The 18,280-nt window shown below is 32.7% G+C and carries 13 protein-coding genes; 7 read left to right on the plus strand and 6 right to left on the minus strand.

What is annotated here, in order from left to right:
- The first annotated feature begins 321 nt into the window (after window positions 1-321).
- Both QLQ94_RS21010 and QLQ94_RS21015 read left to right on the plus strand, forming a co-directional pair.
- Window positions 322-3,072: a gluzincin family metallopeptidase gene (locus QLQ94_RS21010; RefSeq protein ID WP_482500001.1), complete on the plus strand. Its 2,751-nt coding sequence runs from the start codon at window positions 322-324 to the stop codon at window positions 3,070-3,072.
- 188 nt (window positions 3,073-3,260) lie between these two features.
- Window positions 3,261-5,675 carry an alpha-ketoacid dehydrogenase subunit alpha/beta gene (locus QLQ94_RS21015; RefSeq protein ID WP_271337582.1) on the plus strand — a complete coding sequence of 805 codons (2,415 nt, stop codon included), beginning with the start codon at window positions 3,261-3,263 and terminating at the stop codon, window positions 5,673-5,675.
- Between the two features lie 392 nt (window positions 5,676-6,067).
- On the opposite strand, the gene kdsB is transcribed toward QLQ94_RS21015, so the two are convergent.
- Window positions 6,068-6,802 carry a 3-deoxy-manno-octulosonate cytidylyltransferase gene (gene kdsB, locus QLQ94_RS21020; RefSeq protein WP_271337583.1) on the minus strand — a complete coding sequence of 245 codons (735 nt, stop codon included), beginning with the start codon at window positions 6,800-6,802 and terminating at the stop codon, window positions 6,068-6,070.
- A gap of 36 nt (window positions 6,803-6,838) precedes the next feature.
- Window positions 6,839-7,297 (minus strand): hypothetical protein, encoded by a 459-nt coding sequence (locus tag QLQ94_RS21025; RefSeq protein WP_271337584.1) that lies wholly within the window; start codon window positions 7,295-7,297, stop codon window positions 6,839-6,841.
- Between the two features lie 114 nt (window positions 7,298-7,411).
- Here QLQ94_RS21025 and QLQ94_RS21030 point away from each other — a divergent pair, with 114 nt between their 5' ends.
- Entirely contained in the window at window positions 7,412-8,746 is a 1,335-nt protein-coding gene (locus tag QLQ94_RS21030) for a PQQ-binding-like beta-propeller repeat protein (protein WP_271337585.1), read from the plus strand.
- A gap of 95 nt (window positions 8,747-8,841) precedes the next feature.
- On the opposite strand, the gene ygiD is transcribed toward QLQ94_RS21030, so the two are convergent.
- Both ygiD and QLQ94_RS21040 read right to left on the minus strand, forming a co-directional pair.
- Window positions 8,842-9,672 (minus strand): 4,5-DOPA-extradiol-dioxygenase, encoded by an 831-nt coding sequence (ygiD, locus tag QLQ94_RS21035; RefSeq protein WP_271337586.1) that lies wholly within the window; start codon window positions 9,670-9,672, stop codon window positions 8,842-8,844.
- Window positions 9,673-9,761: 89 nt separating this feature from the next.
- A complete protein-coding gene (locus QLQ94_RS21040; RefSeq protein WP_271337587.1) occupies window positions 9,762-11,186 on the minus strand; it encodes an ATP-dependent DNA helicase in 1,425 nt (474 codons plus the stop codon).
- Window positions 11,187-11,516: 330 nt separating this feature from the next.
- Between QLQ94_RS21040 and QLQ94_RS21045 the strand changes: the two genes are divergently transcribed.
- Entirely contained in the window at window positions 11,517-12,338 is an 822-nt protein-coding gene (locus QLQ94_RS21045; protein WP_271337588.1) for a DUF3822 family protein, read from the plus strand.
- Window positions 12,335-12,937 (plus strand): RsmD family RNA methyltransferase, encoded by a 603-nt coding sequence (locus QLQ94_RS21050; protein ID WP_271337589.1) that lies wholly within the window; start codon window positions 12,335-12,337, stop codon window positions 12,935-12,937. The genes QLQ94_RS21045 and QLQ94_RS21050 overlap by 4 nt, the downstream gene beginning before the upstream one ends.
- Before the next feature lie 282 nt (window positions 12,938-13,219).
- On the opposite strand, the gene QLQ94_RS21055 is transcribed toward QLQ94_RS21050, so the two are convergent.
- Complete coding sequence (locus QLQ94_RS21055) at window positions 13,220-15,334, minus strand: outer membrane beta-barrel family protein (protein ID WP_271337590.1); 2,115 nt, start codon at window positions 15,332-15,334, stop codon at window positions 13,220-13,222.
- Between the two features lie 277 nt (window positions 15,335-15,611).
- On the opposite strand from QLQ94_RS21055, the gene QLQ94_RS21060 reads away from it, so the two are divergent.
- Complete coding sequence (locus tag QLQ94_RS21060; RefSeq protein WP_271337591.1) at window positions 15,612-16,970, plus strand: sensor histidine kinase; 1,359 nt, start codon at window positions 15,612-15,614, stop codon at window positions 16,968-16,970.
- Window positions 16,971-16,982: 12 nt separating this feature from the next.
- On the plus strand, window positions 16,983-17,672 hold the full coding sequence (locus QLQ94_RS21065; protein WP_271337592.1) for a response regulator transcription factor: 690 nt from the start codon (window positions 16,983-16,985) through the stop codon (window positions 17,670-17,672).
- 33 nt (window positions 17,673-17,705) lie between these two features.
- On the opposite strand, the gene QLQ94_RS21070 is transcribed toward QLQ94_RS21065, so the two are convergent.
- A complete protein-coding gene (locus tag QLQ94_RS21070) occupies window positions 17,706-18,254 on the minus strand; it encodes a DUF3575 domain-containing protein (RefSeq protein ID WP_271337593.1) in 549 nt (182 codons plus the stop codon).
- Window positions 18,255-18,280: the final 26 nt, after the last annotated feature.

Raw genomic sequence — 18,280 nt, forward strand, 5'->3', positions numbered from 1 at the left:
TTGACGCTGATTTAACAGATTCGCCAAAGCAAAGACGCGGATAAAAACGGATTTTATTGGAATTTAGAATTTAAAAATTGAAATTTTATTTTTATCCTTTATATGGTGAAATCACATTAAATCTTACAAAAAATTGAAGCTGTTTTTTTTAAACAGCTTTTTTTATACTATTTTTACAATAAAACCAGAACGACTATAAGCTCGTAACTTAGATTATATCCCTTAATTTTTAAGCCATCATTGAAATCATCTTATAAAATTATATTCTTCGTTTTTGTTTTGATGAGTTCGTTAAAACAATATGCACAACATCAATCTAAGATGGAAGTGGCGGTTAATCTCGAACTGAAAACACTTAACGTAAAACAAGATATAACTTATTACAATACTTCGAATGACTCTTTGATATCGATTGTTTTAAACGACTGGAACAATGCTTTCTCTGATAAAAACACACCTTTAGCCAGAAGATTTTCTGATGAATTCTACAGGGGTTTTCATTTAGCAAAACCAACAGAAAGAGGAAACACAACAATTTTAAATTTAAGCGATTCGGATAATATGGCGCTTGAATGGGAAAGAACTGCTAAAAATCCGGATTTTATTATTGTAAAACTAAATCGAAAATTATATCCCGGGCAAAAATTAGATTTGCATTTGACTTATATTTCCAAAATCCCGAGTGATAAATTTACTCGTTATGGTTTTGATCAAAATGGCGGAATGAATTTAAAAAACTGGTTTTTGAGTCCTGCTCGTTTTGAGAATCATCGTTTTATTAAATATAACAATTTCAACTTAGATGATATCGCAAATGCCAGCACTGATTATGAAATTTCTATCAGAATACCTAACCAATATTCTATTACAACTGACCTGAATTCAGTTTCTGAAGATCTTACAAATCCTTCTTTCAGGACATATTTGTACTCCGGAAAAAACAGAACTGATTTTAATTTATTTATAGAAAAACAAAATAATTTTGTAAGCTATGAAAATGGTTCACTAGAGGTACTTACAAATCTTAAAAATAAAAAAGTCAGCGAAATTCAAAAAGCGATTATCATCAATAGGGTTGTGAATTTTGCAAGTGCTTTTATCGGGAAATATCCGCATCAAAAAATCACAGTTTCTCAGGTTGATTACGACAGAAATCCATTTTATGGCCTAAATCAGCTGCCCTCTTTTATTAGTCCGTTTCCGGATGATTTTATATTCGAAATCACCTTTCTAAAAACGTATCTCAATAATTATCTAAAAAATAGCTTACGACTGGATCCCAGAAAAGACAATTGGGTTTATGATGGTATTCAAATTTACAGCATGATGAAATTCATGGAGGAAAACCATCTGGACCAAAAGATGCTTGGACGCCTTTCAGACATGAAACTATTTAAAAGTTACAACATTGCCAATTTGACTTTTAACGAGCAATACAGCTATTACTATATGCTTATGGCCAGAAAAAATCTGGATCAGCCACTTGGTGATCCAAAACAGACTTTAATAAAATTTAACGAACAAATCGCCAGCAAATATCGTGCAGGCCTAAGTTTGAGTTACCTCGATGATTATTTAAACCATGATATCGTACCTGAAAGTGTACAGGAATTTTATGATCTCAACAAACAAGAACAAACAAATCGTTACGATTTTGAAAAAATACTAACAAAGAACAGTTCAAAAAATATTGATTGGTTTTTTAATACTATTATAGATTCACGAGATATCATCGATTATAAATTTACGAATGTTTCTAGAACGAAAGACAATATACAATTTCAGATAAAAAATAAAACGAATAATTTTGTTCCTATTCCGGTTTACGGAATCAAGAAGAATGAGGTAGTTTTCAAAAAATGGATTGAACCAAAAAATAATGATTCAATTTATGAGTTTGCCAGAGAAAAAGCGGACAAAATAGTACTGAATTATGATAATGAAGTTCCGGAATACAATTTGAGAAACAATTGGAAATCATTAAAAAGTGTCGTTATAACGAATCGCCCAATCAAATTTAATTTTGCTAAAGATCTTGAAGATCCTTATTACAACCAGATTTTATATATCCCAACACTTACCTATAATCTATACGACGGTTTTACGCCCGGAGTTCGATTTCATAATAAAACCATTCTGGACAAACCATTTACATTTGATATCAATCCTGCCTACTCTATTAAAGCTGGAACGATATCTGGTTCTTCCGCTTTTGTCTGGAATGAATATTACAGAAACAGCACATTGTATAGCGTAAGATATTCGATGAGCCAAAATTATTATCATTATGCTCCTGATGCAACTTATTTAAGATTGAATCCTATGGTTCAGTTTAGAATTCGAGAGGAGAATTTCAGAGATAATCGAAAACAGTTGATCCTTTTCAGGCAAGTTATTGTAAATCGTGAAGCCAGTAAATATATAACTGACAATTCTAAACCAAATTATTCTGTATTTAATGCCCGTTATTCGAATACTAAAACTGAATTGATTGACCATTTTAGTTTCATGAATGATCTTCAGTTTGCGGGAGATTTCGGGAAAATTGCCGGTGAGGTTGAATATCGAAGATTATTCGAAAACAATCACAAACTAAACATACGCTTGTATGCGGGAACTTTTTTATACAACACAACAAATTCAGATTATTTTAGTTTTGGTTTAGACCGTCCAACAGATTATATGTTTGATTATAATTTTTACGGAAGATCAGAAAGTACCGGATTTTTTAGCCAACAATTTGTGATGGCTGAAGGTGGTTTTAAGTCAAAACTGGAACCAGCATATGCAAATCAATGGATAACAACATTAAACGCCAGTTATTCGATCTGGAACTGGATTGAAGCTTATGGCGATATTGGATTCCTGAAAAGCAAACATCAAAGTGAGCATTTTGTTTACGACAGTGGTATTAGATTAAATTTAGTACCGGATTATTTTGAAGTTTATTTTCCAGTTTACTCTAATAATGGTTGGGAAATTTCCCAAAATAAATACAACGAAAAAATTCGATTTGTGATGACTCTTTCGCCAAAAACATTAGTTAATCTTTTTACTAGAAAATGGTTTTAATTGAATAAATTTTAAAGAAAAACATGCGTTATTATCATTAAATTACATTTTTACATAAATATAAATCAAAAAATATGCATAGTTTTTTGATTTTAAATACAAATAATTAAATTATATTTATTTTAAAGAATTATGATTATTGATTGTTTTTAAGTAATTTCGCAGTCTAACATGACCCCCTCAAGATTATGATAAAAGAAAAAAGCAATACTACACTAACATTTGAAGATTTCAAAACTGAGGTATTGAATGACTACAGAATTGCAGTTACCAGCCGCGAATGTAGTCTTTTAGGTCGTAAGGAAGTATTAACAGGAAAAGCCAAATTTGGAATATTTGGTGACGGAAAAGAGGTACCACAGCTTGCTATGGCAAAATCTTTTAAAAACGGAGATTTCCGTTCCGGATACTACCGCGATCAAACTTTTATGATGGCTATTGGAGAGTTATCTCCTAAACAATTTTTCGCAGGTTTATACGGTCACACTGATTTAGAATATGATCCAATGTCTGCCGGAAGACAAATGGGCGGACACTTTGTAACGCACAGTCTAAACGAAGACGGATCCTGGAAAGACTTAACAAAACAAAAAAATTCAAGCGCAGATATATCGCCTACAGCAGGTCAGATGCCAAGACTTTTGGGATTGGCCCAGGCATCAAAAATCTACAGGAATGTTGCCGGAATCAAAACCAAAGACAAATTCTCTGTAAACGGAAATGAAATTGCGTGGGGAACTATAGGAAATGCAAGTACATCTGAAGGTTTGTTTTTTGAAACAATAAATGCTGCCGGAGTACTGCAAGTACCCATGGTAATGAGTGTTTGGGATGATGAATACGGGATTTCGGTTCACGCCAGACATCAGACCACCAAAGAAAATATTTCTGAGATCCTGAAAGGATATCAACGTGACGAAGATTCAAACGGATATGAAATTTTCAGAGTTAAAGGCTGGGATTATGCAGAGTTGGTTTCGACTTATGAAAGAGCTGCTGCCATAGCCCGCGAGCAACACGTTCCGGTTTTAATACATGTAAACGAATTAACACAACCACAAGGCCACTCGACTTCAGGTTCTCATGAGCGTTATAAAAATGCGGAGAGACTGGCTTGGGAAAAAGATTTTGACTGTATTCGCCAGATGCGTTTATGGATGATTGCCATCAATATTGCTTCGCCGGAAGAACTGGCAGAAATTGAAGCTGAATTGAAAAAAGAAGTTCTCGAAGCTAAAAAAGAAGCATGGAACTCTTTTATTAACCCAATTATAGAAGATCAAAAAAATCTAATGATTTTATTGGAGCAGATTTCTGCTGCCAGTATCAATCACAAAGATAAAATTCAAAAATATATCTCTGAAATAAGCGTCATCAAATCTCCTTTAAAAAAGGAAATGCTGGTGATCGCAAGAAAAATATTGCGTTTTATAGAAATACCAAACAGCAAAGTATTATTGTCTAATTGGATTACCAATTACATCGAAATCACGCAGCCAAGGTTCAGCAGCAATTTATACTCTAATTCAGGTCAAAATATTTTTTCTGTAGAAAAAGTACTTCCAGAATATGCAGATAACGCAAAAGCGGATCAGGATGGACGAATGATTATTCGTGATAACTTTGATGCTCTGTTTACTAAATATCCTGAAGCACTAATCTTTGGTGAAGATGTAGGAAACATTGGCGACGTAAATCAAGGTCTTGAAGGCATGCAGGAAAAATACGGAGAACTTCGTGTTGCAGATGTTGGTATTCGTGAAGCTACCATTATAGGACAAGGAATTGGGATGGCTTTAAGAGGTTTACGCCCAATTGCCGAAATTCAGTATTTAGATTATTTATTATACGCGATTCAAATCATGAGTGATGATTTGGCAACTTTACAATACAGAACTGTTGGTAAACAAAAAGCACCATTAATTATCAGAACCCGCGGACATCGTCTTGAAGGTATCTGGCATTCTGGTTCTCCAATGGGAATGATTATTAATGCTATTCGCGGGATTCATGTATTGGTTCCAAGAAATATGACACAAGCTGCAGGTTTCTACAATACTCTTTTAGAAACTGACGAACCGGCTTTAGTAATCGAATGTTTGAATGGTTATCGATTAAAAGAAAAAACACCATTAAATTACGGTGAATTCAAAACGCCTATTGGTGTTGTCGAAACCCTAAAAGAAGGTGCTGATATTACATTAGTTTCTTATGGATCTACTTTAAGATTGGTGCAACAAGCTGCAATTGAATTATTAGATTTAGGAATTGATTGTGAAGTAATCGATATCCAGTCTTTACTTCCGTTTGACATCAATAAGGATATCGTAAAAAGTATTGCAAAAACAAACCGTCTTTTAGTAATCGACGAAGATGTTCCCGGTGGAGCTTCGGCATATATTTTACAGCAGGTTCTTGAAGAGCAAGATGCCTATATTCATTTAGACAGTAAACCGCAAACTCTTGCTGCAAAAGCGCACAGACCAGCTTATGGTACTGATGGTGATTATTTCTCTAAACCTTCTACCGAAGATATTTTTGAGAAAGTGTACAACATGATGCATGAAGTCAATCCTGCTAAATTTCCGAATTTATATCAATAATTTAGTTTGGCTTTCAATATAAAAAAAGGCTTGTAAACAATTGTTTACAAGCCTTTTTTATTAAAGTCTCGTTTGTCATCCTGAGCAAAGTCGAAGGTAAACCAATTGGAACACGGGCTTCGACTTCGCTCAGCCTGACAAAAAAAGAGCAATAAAAAATCCGTGTAAATCTGCGCTTTCGCGATAGCGAACCCGTATCATCCGCGTGCCATCTCACAATACATTCATTGCTAAACATCGGCACACCAACACAAGTAAACATAAAAATCCGCATAAATCTGCGCTTTCACGATAGCGAACCCGTGTCATCTGCGTACCATCTCGCAATACATTCATTGCAGAACATCGGCAGACCAACACAAATAAACAAAAAATCCCGTGCTATCACACAACTATTTAGCTGCTAAAATAGCGCGAGCCTTCTCTAAATCTTCGGCAGTATCAATACCAATACCAACATGATTCGTTTCGACCATTTTGATGCGTTTACCGAATTCTAAATAGCGAAGCTGCTCTAATTTTTCAGAGGCTTCTAAAGATTTCATTGGTAAACTATAAAAATCTAATAAGGCTTGTTTTCTAAAAGCATAAATCCCGATGTGTTGAAAATAACGAACTCCAACATCTCTATCTCTTGGATATGGAATTACCGAACGAGAAAAATACAAGGCAAACTGTGATTGATCTACTACAACTTTTACGTTATTCGGATTATTAATTTCGTCCTCATTTGTAATTTCACGCATCAACGAAGCCAAATCAATCTTGCGATCTTCATCATTTTTAAAAACTGATAAAACCTGTTCTAAAGGTCCCGCTTCAGTAAAAGGTTCATCGCCTTGCACATTTACCACAATATCGACATCAAGACTAAATATAGCTTCAGCAATACGATCGCTTCCGGATTCATGTTCTTTGATGCTCATGATCGCTTTACCACCGTGATTTACTATTTCATTAAAAATCAAATCTGAGTCGGTTACTACAAATACATCATCAAACAACTTTGTTGCAACAGTTGCGTCATAAGTTCTTAGAATTACCGTTTTCCCTCCAAGGTCCTGCATTAATTTTGCAGGAAAACGTGTTGATGCATATCGTGCCGGAATTACAGCTATTATTTTCATTTTATATTCTTTTAATTTTTATTTATTCAGCAAAAGCTAAAGTCTTTCTGCCTGAATATTTACAATCTCGTTTTTTATCATTTCCAACATCCCTTTCGAAAAGCCTTCTGCCACATAGTTGCTTTCGCTATTATTATCATTGTTTATGATATAAACAAAGTAAATTATACCTGATCTCGGGGCTTTTTGCTCTCTAATTTCAAATTGAATCTCATTCAAGTTAAAATCCATCTTAAATAAAATATTTCCAAGCCAATTTGTTTTCTCGAATGTCAAAAGTTTCTGATCAGCATCAATTGTAATTTTTAAAGATCCCTGAACAGCTAAAGATATCAATCCCAAAATTATCACCAAAACAATCAAAACTGCAGTCATTTCTATTTCACCCATTATGAGGAGAACAATTTCTGCAAATATTCCTCCAATAATTATTGGCCCTAAAACAACTTGTTTAGAAGATTTATATGTTTTGATATGTTTATTTGATAGATTCATATTGAAACAAATATACCGATTCGCAATTAGGTTTTAAAAATATATTCCTAACATATTTTCTAAATAATTAAATATTAATATCTTATAAAATATTTATTTTTAAAATAAAAAACTATGAAAAGATTTTCAGCCACTCTTCCACTCTATTTCTTTTTAATTGTTGTTTATTCGGCTTTAAGCCAAAATAAAAATGCTGTAATATTGAATGCCTTTTCAGATCGTATCTTTAACGGAAAAGGCTACCAACCGGTTACGAGCCTAAAATGGAAGTATAAAACTGGTGGCAAAATTTTCTCTTCGCCTATTGCTCAAAACGGAATAGTCTATATAGGCAGCGAAGATGGTTTTCTTTACGCCATCGAAGAAAAATCTGGAAATTTAAAATGGAAATTTAAAACTAATGGTGCTATCCATAGCAGTCCCAGTATATTTGAAAATATTATTTATTTTGGGAGTTTTGACGGAAATTATTACGCAATAAACACCCAAAACGGGAAACTAATTTGGAAATTTAAAACTGGTGGCGAACACTGGTTAGGAGAACTTGGAATGTGGGGCATGAAACCTGAAACACAATATATGGAAGATTTATGGGATTTTTATCTTTCATCGCCTGTGGTGTATGAGAACAGAAAAACTTCGCAGGTTTTATTTGGAAGCAGTGACGGAAACATCTATTCTCTCGACGCTAAAACGGGAATTTTAAAATGGAAATTCAAAACCAATGGTCCCGTTCACGGAAGTCCCGTGATTGATAAAGACAAAATTTACATTGGTGGTTGGGACGCCACTTTATATGCTTTAAACATCGAATCCGGAAAAGAAATCTGGCGTTTCGCAACGGGAACACAAATGGGTTTTAAGGGAATACAATCATCCGTTGCACTTTCTGATGGTAAAATTTATTTTGGAGCAAGAGAACCTTTCTTTTTTGCCTTGGGCGCTGAAACCGGAAAACAAATATGGAAATACAATGCCGAGAATTCCTGGATATTAAGTTCTGCCGTCGTAAAAGACAATACGGTTTATGTAGGCACATCAGATACTTATGCTTTATTAGCGCTGGATGCTAAAACCGGAATCGAAAAATACCGATTCAAAGCCAATGGTTATGTTTATTCATCGCCGGCGATCGCAGGAAATACAATTTATTTTGGCGATTTTACAGGTAATTTTTTTTGTTTGGATTTACTTTCAAACGGGAAAAAATCAAATTTTATAAGTACGGAAAACCGCAAACAATTTGCAACTTCTACTTTAAAAAATGATCTTTTAGATTTTGGATATGCGGCTCAAAACGAAGATCTTTCTATTTACGATAACAACAAAAAAGTAATGGCTCAATTCTATAAATTAGGTGCTATTGTTTCTTCGCCGTTCATCAGTAAAAATGCTGTTTACTTTGGAAGTGCAGATGGTTATTTATATGCTTACAATCTAAAGAAATAACCCTTTGTGTATCTCAGTGAAACCTTCGTGCCACTTTGTATAATAATTCTACCACGGAGAGTCGCAAAGGTTTCACGGAGATTCGCAGAGTTGTATTACATAATTTTTACCGACGTCATACTCAATGAACCTGCTAATAATTTGTCGTTGAATAAGTCGAGTTCTTCAGATTCTTCTTTCAGACCTAAAGTGTACAACAAAGGCAAATAATGCTCCGGAGTTGGAATCGCCAATTGAGTTGCCTTATTCATTCTTTCGAAGTCAATTAAAGGCTGGAAATTTCCATCTAATAAATAATTATTGATCGTTTCACGAGCTTCAATTGCCCAATCGAAACCATAATTGTCTTTATCAAAATTTCTGAAATCAACCAAACGGAGGTTGTGAACGATATTCCCACTTCCGATAATCAAAACTCCTTTATGGCGCAGTGATTGTAATTTCTGAGCCAACTCAAAATGATACTGACCTGACTTTGTATAATCAATACTCAACTGAATTACCGGGACATTTGCTTCAGGATATAAATGTTTGATTACGCTCCAGGCACCATGATCTAAACCCCAATGTTCGTCTAAATCTACATTTACGGGTTCTAATATTTTCTTTGTTTCTGCTGCCAGTTCAGGACTTCCTTTTGCAGGATATTGTACATCAAAAAGTGCTTGCGGAAAACCGCCAAAATCATGAATCGTTCTTGGCATTTGCATCGAAGTTACTTTGGTTCCGTTCGTAAACCAATGTGCTGAAATACATAAAATTGCATTGGGTTGCGGTAATGTTTTAGCCAGATTACGAAAACCGGCCACAAACTGATTTTCTTCAATAGCATTCATTGGGCTGCCGTGCCCTAAAAACAAAACCGGCATTTTATCTGTATTCGAAAACGCAGATGATATCGAATGTAAATCGTTTAGTGTTGTCATTGTAAATAATTATAAACACGAATTTCACAGATTTTCACTAATGCTAAATCTAAAAAAATTAATTCGTGCTAATTCGTGAAATTAGTGTTTTATTCTTCAAAACTCTCGTCTTTAAATCCTATCAAATATAATTTATTTTTGGCACGTGTCATAGCAGTATAAAGCCATCTGATGTAATCGCGATCGATTCCGTTTGGCAAGTAAGGTTGTTCTATAAAAACCGTATTCCATTGTCCACCTTGCGATTTGTGACACGTAATAGCGTAAGAGAATTTCACTTGCAAACCATTGAAATATTCGTTCTCTTTTACCTTTTGAAATTTCTTATATTTTGTAGTCTCACTTTCATAATCTTTCATCACTTCTTCATACAAACGATTCGATTCTTCGTAAGTTAATGAGGGAGATTCACTTTTTATGGTATCTAATAACAATACCGTTTCAAAAGGTTTCTGATCCGGATAATCGACCATTCTTATTTTTACTTTCGCAAAATTAAATCCATACAATTCGGTGATTCCAAATAATTCCAAAACTTCAATAATATCTCCGTTGGCAATAAATCCGGCTTCGTCAGTTTCTTTTAGCCAGAAATAATTATTCTTTACTACCATCAAAAAATCGCCTACTGAAAGTTCGCTTTCCTTAAATAAAATTCGGGTTCTGATTTGTTCATTATATTGGTTTGCACGTTTATTCGAACGCACGATAAAAGCCGTGTCTTCGATACTATAATTGCTGTAAGCAGAATTTATAGCATCCTGAATATCATAACCATCCGTAAGACGAACGATATCTTTGAATTTTTTCACATTAAATTTAAACTCTGTAATAAAACTATCTTTCAGCAATTCGCGCAATTCAGTCGCATTAAATAAGATACCGGAACTTTCTTCCTGACGCATTACTTCATCCAATTCGATATGTTCGATTTCTTTATCATAATGAATCCCAAGAGTCTGAACATCCAGTGCCGGACTAATATCTAAATTCACCGGTGGCAACTGAGCGGTATCTCCCAAAAGAATCATTTTGCAGTTCGTTCCGGAATAAACATACGATATCAAATCATCGAGAAGTGATCCGTTGTCGTACAATTTCGAATCTGAGTTGCTGTCTGATATCATCGAAGCTTCATCGACGATAAAAATGGTGTTTTTATGTTTGTTTAATTGCTTGGTAAAAGCCACGCCTCCACCAGCTGATTTTTTAGGAAAATATATTTTTTTATGAATTGTAAAAGCAGGCGTATTAGAATAATTGGCGATTACTTTTGCTGCACGACCTGTTGGTGCCAACAGGACAAACTTTTTATTGATATCACCCAAATTATTTACGATTGTCGAAATCACAGTTGTTTTTCCAGTTCCTGCGTATCCTTTTAATACGAAAATCGTATCGTTATGTGTATCTGTTAGGAAAATAGCGATTTTTTGAAAAAATATGTCCTGTTTGTAAGTTGGTGCAAAAGGAAATTTTCTCTGTAAAAGGCTGTAAAAAAGTGATGAATTCATAAGGGTAATTTGAAATGCAAAGTTCGGCTTTTTTAATGGCAATGTCAAGGTCAAAAAAATTTAAACCATATAAGTAATATAAGTTAATTGAAGCTTAGCGTTTACTTTAATACAAACAAAAAAAAAATGCAGCAAATGAATTTAGCATAATAAAGTAATAAGAACTTATATCACTTGTATGGTTCAGAAAAAACACAAAAATAACATGTTGCTAACTTTGCTTTAAAATTGTTTTTCGAAATTGCATTTGTAATTGTTCCTTTTTAATTTGTAAGTTTGTAATCGCCTTAAATTCTTTCTTGTAAAACAGGTAACGAATTGTAAATCAATATGTCATTGCAAAATACTAATATCACTTCCAAAAATTATAAAAAGCTTTCTATTCAGGTTTCATTGAATGGATTTTCATTTTGTTGTTTTGATACTTTAAATAATACTATTACAGCATTTAATGAAATCAATTTTGATACTTCTCAAAAAACATCAAAAATTGAAGAATTATACAGTGCTGCATTTAAAAATCATTCTGAATTAAAAGAGACATACGACGAAATTCTGGTAATTCACAGCAACAATCTTTCGACTTTTGTACCAAGTGCTTTATTTGATGAAAATTTCTTAGGGAGTTATTTACAGTACAATACAAAAGTTTTCGAGACTGATTTTTTTACTTTTGATAAAATTTCAAACTACGAAATGAACTCCGTTTACATTCCGTACATCAATATCAATAATTTTTTAATAGATACTGTGGGTTCATTTGACTACAAACATGTCAACAGTATTTTGGTCGAAAAAATTCTGGAGAGTTCAAAAAACAACGACGAGAAAAAAATGGTAGTGAATTTCAATCCAAATCATTTTGAAGTTATCGTGGTTCAGAATCAAAAACTATTATTATTTAATTCTTTCGAATATCAGACTCCGGAAGATTTTCTTTATTACTTGCTTTTCACAGCGGAGCAATTGAGTTTAAATCCGGAAAGCTTTCAGCTTGAATTATTAGGTACAATACATCAAAACGATGCGTTTTATGAGATTGCATACAAATACATTCGTCATGTTTCATTTCTGGATGTAAGTACATTACAACAAAAAAATAGCTTTTCAACTGCACAAAATCAAAAACATTATATTTTATTTCAATCATGAGAATCATTTCAGGAAAATACAAAGGACGCCGCATTTTTCCGCCAAAAAACCTTCCTGTAAGACCAACGACTGACATGAGTAAAGAAGCATTATTTAATGTTTTGAACAATCATTTTAGTTTTGAAGGCTTAAAGGTTTTGGATTTATTTGCCGGAACAGGAAACATAAGTTTTGAGTTCGCTTCACGCGGAAGCGCTCCAATTACATCAGTAGACGGGGATTTTGGATGCGTAAAATTTATCAAACAAGTTTCATCAGAATATGATTTTGACATCGCTGCAACTAAAAGTGATGTATATAAATTTCTTGACAATTGTAAAACTTCTTACGACATTATTTTTGCTGATCCTCCTTATGGATTAGATCAGAATGCGTTTGAAAAAATTGTTCTAACAGTTTTCGAAAGAGAATTACTAAACGAAGACGGAATGATGATTATCGAACATTCTAAATACACCAAAATGGAACATTTGAGCAATTTCTCTTTTCAGAAAAATTACGGCGGTTCATTTTTTAGTTTCTTCGAATTAAATTCAACTGATGATGAGGAAGAACTGACTATAAAATTAAATAAAGCTACAGAAGACGACGAAGGTTAATCTTTGTGTAATATATTAGGTCAAATAGAGCGAAATCGTGATTCTTCAAAGATTTCGACTTCGCTCAGGGAGACAATATTTCAGCAAATGTTATTATAATTCGAAAAAAAAATTAGCACATAGAAATATAGTGCTCTATTCGTAATAAGAAAACAAAAAGAAATACATTTCTCTCACACAGTCACTTTGTGCTTTTTAAATAAGTGAAATGCCTTTTTCCTACACAGCAAATCTATGTTTTCTATGTGTTAAAAATAATTAGACTTGCTGTTTTTTCTCTTTCTAATTTACTCTTTCGGAATTCTCCTCCATTCTTTTTCCTTTAAATTCAGTTTCCTTTACTTTTCCAAAAGAATACCTGATCGAAATTGAGATCTCATGTTCATCCACCAAATATCTTGCTTTTGAATTGATGTTATTAATTGTAAAGACCTCTTCTTCATCTATCTTTTTAAATACATTATTAAAATTCAGACTGCAATTCCAATTTTTAAAGAATGTTTTCGAAACTGCCATATCTACCATTGCTCTCGCATTCCTTTCAAAAACACCTTTGTTTTGTTTTGTAACTCCTCTCAAAGCAAGAATTGCCGTATATCCTTTTGGAAGTTTAAATTCGTTGTTTGAGTAATAATACGCATATGGTTTTGAAGATAAAAATACCGCCGAAGCATCTTCGATCTTCTCTGAAACAAAAACTAAAGAATTTGTTATGGTCCAGAATTTATAAGTAAAAGGCAATTCGAAATCGAGAACAAAAGCAGATTCCCTGTCAAAATTTTCATCTTTAAAAGTCATTATATTCAGCTCCGTATCAAAGAAGAAACTATTATAAACCGGATTTGTATTTTGATAATATGTGAATTTAACTGATTTATTATGGTACTGAAATGTCGAAGAAATTTCGTTGACAATTGTTGGATCCAAATTGATATTTCTAGCGTATAAAAAATACGGATTTATGTATGTTGTGCCCTGACTTAAAGATGAATAATTGGGTCTTGAAATACTTTTGGCATAATTTACACTAATATTTTTTGTACTGTCGATAGCAACTGAAAATTGTGCTTTAGGGAAAAAATTGGTGTAATTTTTATTTATTAAAGGCAGTTGGTCTGTCTTGAATTTTCCGTCTACGTTGGTATTTTCAACTCTAAATCCTACTGAGAAATCTACTTTTTTAATCTTTCCGGAAAGCTGACTATAACCGGCTAAATTTTGTTCCTTAAAATCATAATGGTTAATTTCACTTTTACTGTTTTCATAATCAAATATATCTGAATCAGATTTTGAATCTGCTGCTGCATACAATCCTCCTATTTCAAATTTCATTTCGTTTTTAAACTTCTTTTCTACATCTATTCTTCCTGAAAACACATTGACATTAAATTTCTGATCCCGAAGTTGTGCCAATTCAAATTGAGTATTATTATAATTATTTTCAACCTGGCTCCATAATCCCTGATCAAAATTCGAATATTGCAAACCAGCAAAAACCTGCGTATCTATTGCTTTTATTTTTTTATTATAATTCAAAAATGAATTCACAAATTTTTTTTTGCTGTCATTATCACTATAAGTCACAACGTTATTTTCTATATTTTTATTTTTATTATCTGTAATGGTATTGATCGGAAAAAGGTCTTTTTGTAATCTACTATTCACACTAAACGAAAAATAATCATCTTCATTAATTTTATAAAATAAACTGCCGCCAAAAACAAATTGTCTTTTTTTTGAGTAGGCTGTCACATCATATTTTGAAGCAATGTCAGCATCAGGAATTTGATAATCTATACTATGATTTTCCCAGGGCTGCAACTGATTGTAATTGAAATTGGCTTTCCATTCGATTTTATTCTTTTTAAAACTGGTATTAAATCCAAGATAGTTATTGTACTTTTTCCTAAAGGAAGCAACCTCAGAAACTTCGGTCCTAAAACTATCTTTTTTACTAAATTTTCTAGTAATCAAAATTACAGAACGTCCTTCGGCTTCGTATTTAGAAGATGGATTCTGAATGATTTCGATCGTTTTAATATCGGCTACAGCCAAAGCATGTAAATCATTCATCCCAACCCTTTGATTGTCGATATAGATTAGAGGATTTCCACGACCAATAACTGAAATACTTTCTTTGTCTGAACTTACCTGAATGGTTGGTAATTTTGACAATAAATCTACTGTATTGGGGATTGAGCTATAAATAGAATTAGCAACATCTACTTTTATATTTCCGTTGGTATTGGTAAAAGTCTTTTGACTCTTACTGACAACAACTTCATTAAGATCATTTGAAATACTGTCTTTTGGAGTTTTAGATTGGGCATTTCCTATTAAGGAAAGCAAGAAAAAGAGCAGAATCAGAAAAAGTTTAAAGGGCAAAAACAGATTCATTTTTGATTTGATTTAAAGTTCGAATCCCGCAAAAGTGCTTCTAAAAAAAGGTTCTGTAGGTTAATTGAAGGTTAATGCGGAGTTAATGCATTTATTATATGATAAAAGCATTATTTTTGAATTGGAAATAGCCCACGAATTTTGCGGTTTAAACAGGTTAAAAACAGGTTTTCATATTTTGTAAAACCTCCAAAAATTTTAATCTGCATTACCCATAATAGAAATCCATGTAAACCAGTTTGATCCGTGTCATCCGCGCGCCATAACATAACAACTAATGAAACAAAGAATCAATTTATTAATAGCCTTTTCTGTCGTCGCTTTGATTGTTTTATCTGCGGTACAATGCTATTTAGTAAAAACGACTTATGATTATAAAGTGGCGCAGTTTCATACTGAAATTAAGAATGAAATTGCGAAGATTTCTAATGATTACAGTGATATTGATTCAGTTATAGTTTCTAAAAAAGAGGCACTTTACAAACAATTATCTGAAAATTATCTTCAGGGAAAAAACACAAGACCTGAAGTCAAATCTTACATTCTTGACAATGAATATAACGATGTTTTAACGCAGAAAATCCAACGTAAATTTCAAAGGGATTTACCCAACATAAAAATAGATTTCGCTATTGTCCTGAACAAATTTGTACTGTACCAAAATGCTAAAAAAGCGGACACCATTTTCTCTGAAAAACCTTTTATCAAAAATAAACTCTACGGAAATCTCGCCTCTTTAAATCATGCTTTTCTCATTCGTAATTACGTTGGCACTACAAACGGAACCTACCAGAATCAGGAATACAAGCTTTTGACTGAAGATTCTATGTATGTTTCTGTAATCGACTGGGAAATGATTATTTTAAGACGAATGACGTTTGTTTTGATTTTGTCACTACTGTCGATAGTAACGATAATAACACTCTTTATCATTGCGATAAAAGCATTAATAAAGCAGAAAAAAGTAAACGATATCAAAACAGATTTCATTAATAATATTACCCACGAACTTAAAACACCTTTGACTACTTTAGGTATTTCGACCAAGATATTAGAACGAAAAGATATTCGGGATAATGACGAAAATTTTAATGCTATCATAAATACGATTTCACGCCAGAACAATCGTTTACAAAATTTAATCGATCAGGTTATGGCAAATTCATTGGCAGAAAGTGGAATCGAATTGCAAAAAGAAAAAATAGAAACGGAAGATTTTCTGTTAACAATCGTGAATGATTTTAAGATTACATATCCAAAAATCGACCTTCAAACTGATTTTCAAACACAGAAAACCATTTTAGTTTTAGATAAATTTCATCTGACAACTGCTTTTTTAAATGTTCTGGAAAATGCTGTAAAATATGGATCAAATAAGATTACGATAAAAACACGACTAGTTCAAAATCAATTTTCGATTAGTATTGAAGATGACGGAATTGGAATTGAAAAGAACAAACAATCACTTTTATTTGAAAAATTTTATCGCGTAGCACAAGGAAATCTTCACAATACAAAAGGCCTAGGTTTAGGCTTGTATTATGTTGCTCAAATTATAAAAGCGCATCAAGGCACTGTTAGCGTTGTGAGCGATTTAGGAAAAGGAACCCAATTTACTATTTTATTAAAAGTTTAATATTACATTATTTTGAAAAAATTACTTTTAGCTGAAGATGATTTTGATTTTGCCGGGATTCTAAAAAAGTATTTAGAATTGCATCAATTTGAAGTTGTCTGGGCAGAAAATGGAGAAATAGCTTTGGACTATTTCAAAAACCAATCTTTTGATATTTGCATCTTTGATGTCATGATGCCAAAATTGGACGGATTTTCACTGGCCGAAAAAATAATTACAATCAATCCTGAGATTCCATTTATTTTTCTAACCGCAAGAAAGTTACAAGAAGACAAAATCATTGGATTAAAACTGGGTGCAGACGACTATATCATAAAACCTTTTGAAGTTGACGAACTTGTTCTGCGCTTGCAGAATATTCTAAAGAGAATCGAACAAAAGAGAAGTCTTAATGGAGAGAATATAATTGAAATTGGGTCTTATATATTTGATAATCAAAGATTAACTTTAAGTAATAAAAATCATGTTCAGAAACTCACAGAAATGGAAGCTTCTCTTATTGAGTATTTATATCTGAACCACAATCAGTTATTAAAGAGGGACCACATTTTAATGTCTGTCTGGAAAAAAGATGATTATTTCTCAGGACGCAGTATGGACGTTTTTGTCAGCAGACTTAGAAAATATTTTAATTCAGATCCAAAAATAAAAATTGAAAGCACTCGAAATATTGGATTGGAATTTAAAATAGAAAAACCTTGACAAATCAAGGTTTTCTAAAATCTTATTGAGGAATTATTTTCCAATAACCCAACCTAAAGTAAAGTTTGCGACCGGAGAGAATTCAGTATCATATTTATCAAAATTAATTCCGGGACCTATATTAAAATCAAGATTAAACCTGCCTTTATAAGTACGCTGCAATCCCCAAAGAACCGCAATTGTAAAAGACGGATCTAACTCTCTGTATTTTTCGTTGCTGGAAATCGACTTAAAATTATACAACGCATTAAGCGCTAAATAATTTCCGGAATTACGAGCAGTTCTTTTTCCTTTTTGCGCTCTTTTTTCTAAATTATAATAATGACGAAATTGCTCATTAATCATTGGGAAAATATAAAAATTAGACTCATCGTAAAAACCATTATAACTATATCCCGCTCCTATGCTCAACTCAGAATATAAGGTGTTTTTCGAATCAAAACCGTATTCGTAAGCAAAGCCCGGCAATAACATATTAATCTTGAATTGATGTTTCTCAACAGCAATTGCTGCTTCATCCTGTGCTTGAACAGCATTAATAAAAAGAATCGATAAAAATAAAAACAGGTAATTTTTTTTCATATTTGGTTTTAATTAAGTTGCATCAA

This window comes from Flavobacterium sp. B114r, assembly GCF_056824125.1.

Coding starts and splice junctions, on each gene's coding strand:
- QLQ94_RS21010 (WP_482500001.1), top strand. CDS start 322: ATGGAAGTGGCGGTTAATCTCGAACTGAAAACACTTAACGTAAAACAA.
- QLQ94_RS21070 (WP_271337593.1), bottom strand. CDS start 18,254: ATGAAAAAAAATTACCTGTTTTTATTTTTATCGATTCTTTTTATTAAT.
- kdsB (WP_271337583.1), bottom strand. CDS start 6,802: ATGAAAATAATAGCTGTAATTCCGGCACGATATGCATCAACACGTTTT.
- QLQ94_RS21030 (WP_271337585.1), top strand. CDS start 7,412: ATGAAAAGATTTTCAGCCACTCTTCCACTCTATTTCTTTTTAATTGTT.
- QLQ94_RS21040 (WP_271337587.1), bottom strand. CDS start 11,186: ATGAATTCATCACTTTTTTACAGCCTTTTACAGAGAAAATTTCCTTTT.
- QLQ94_RS21050 (WP_271337589.1), top strand. CDS start 12,335: ATGAGAATCATTTCAGGAAAATACAAAGGACGCCGCATTTTTCCGCCA.
- QLQ94_RS21015 (WP_271337582.1), top strand. CDS start 3,261: ATGATAAAAGAAAAAAGCAATACTACACTAACATTTGAAGATTTCAAA.
- ygiD (WP_271337586.1), bottom strand. CDS start 9,672: ATGACAACACTAAACGATTTACATTCGATATCATCTGCGTTTTCGAAT.
- QLQ94_RS21055 (WP_271337590.1), bottom strand. CDS start 15,334: ATGAATCTGTTTTTGCCCTTTAAACTTTTTCTGATTCTGCTCTTTTTC.
- QLQ94_RS21045 (WP_271337588.1), top strand. CDS start 11,517: ATGTCATTGCAAAATACTAATATCACTTCCAAAAATTATAAAAAGCTT.
- QLQ94_RS21060 (WP_271337591.1), top strand. CDS start 15,612: ATGAAACAAAGAATCAATTTATTAATAGCCTTTTCTGTCGTCGCTTTG.
- QLQ94_RS21025 (WP_271337584.1), bottom strand. CDS start 7,297: ATGAATCTATCAAATAAACATATCAAAACATATAAATCTTCTAAACAA.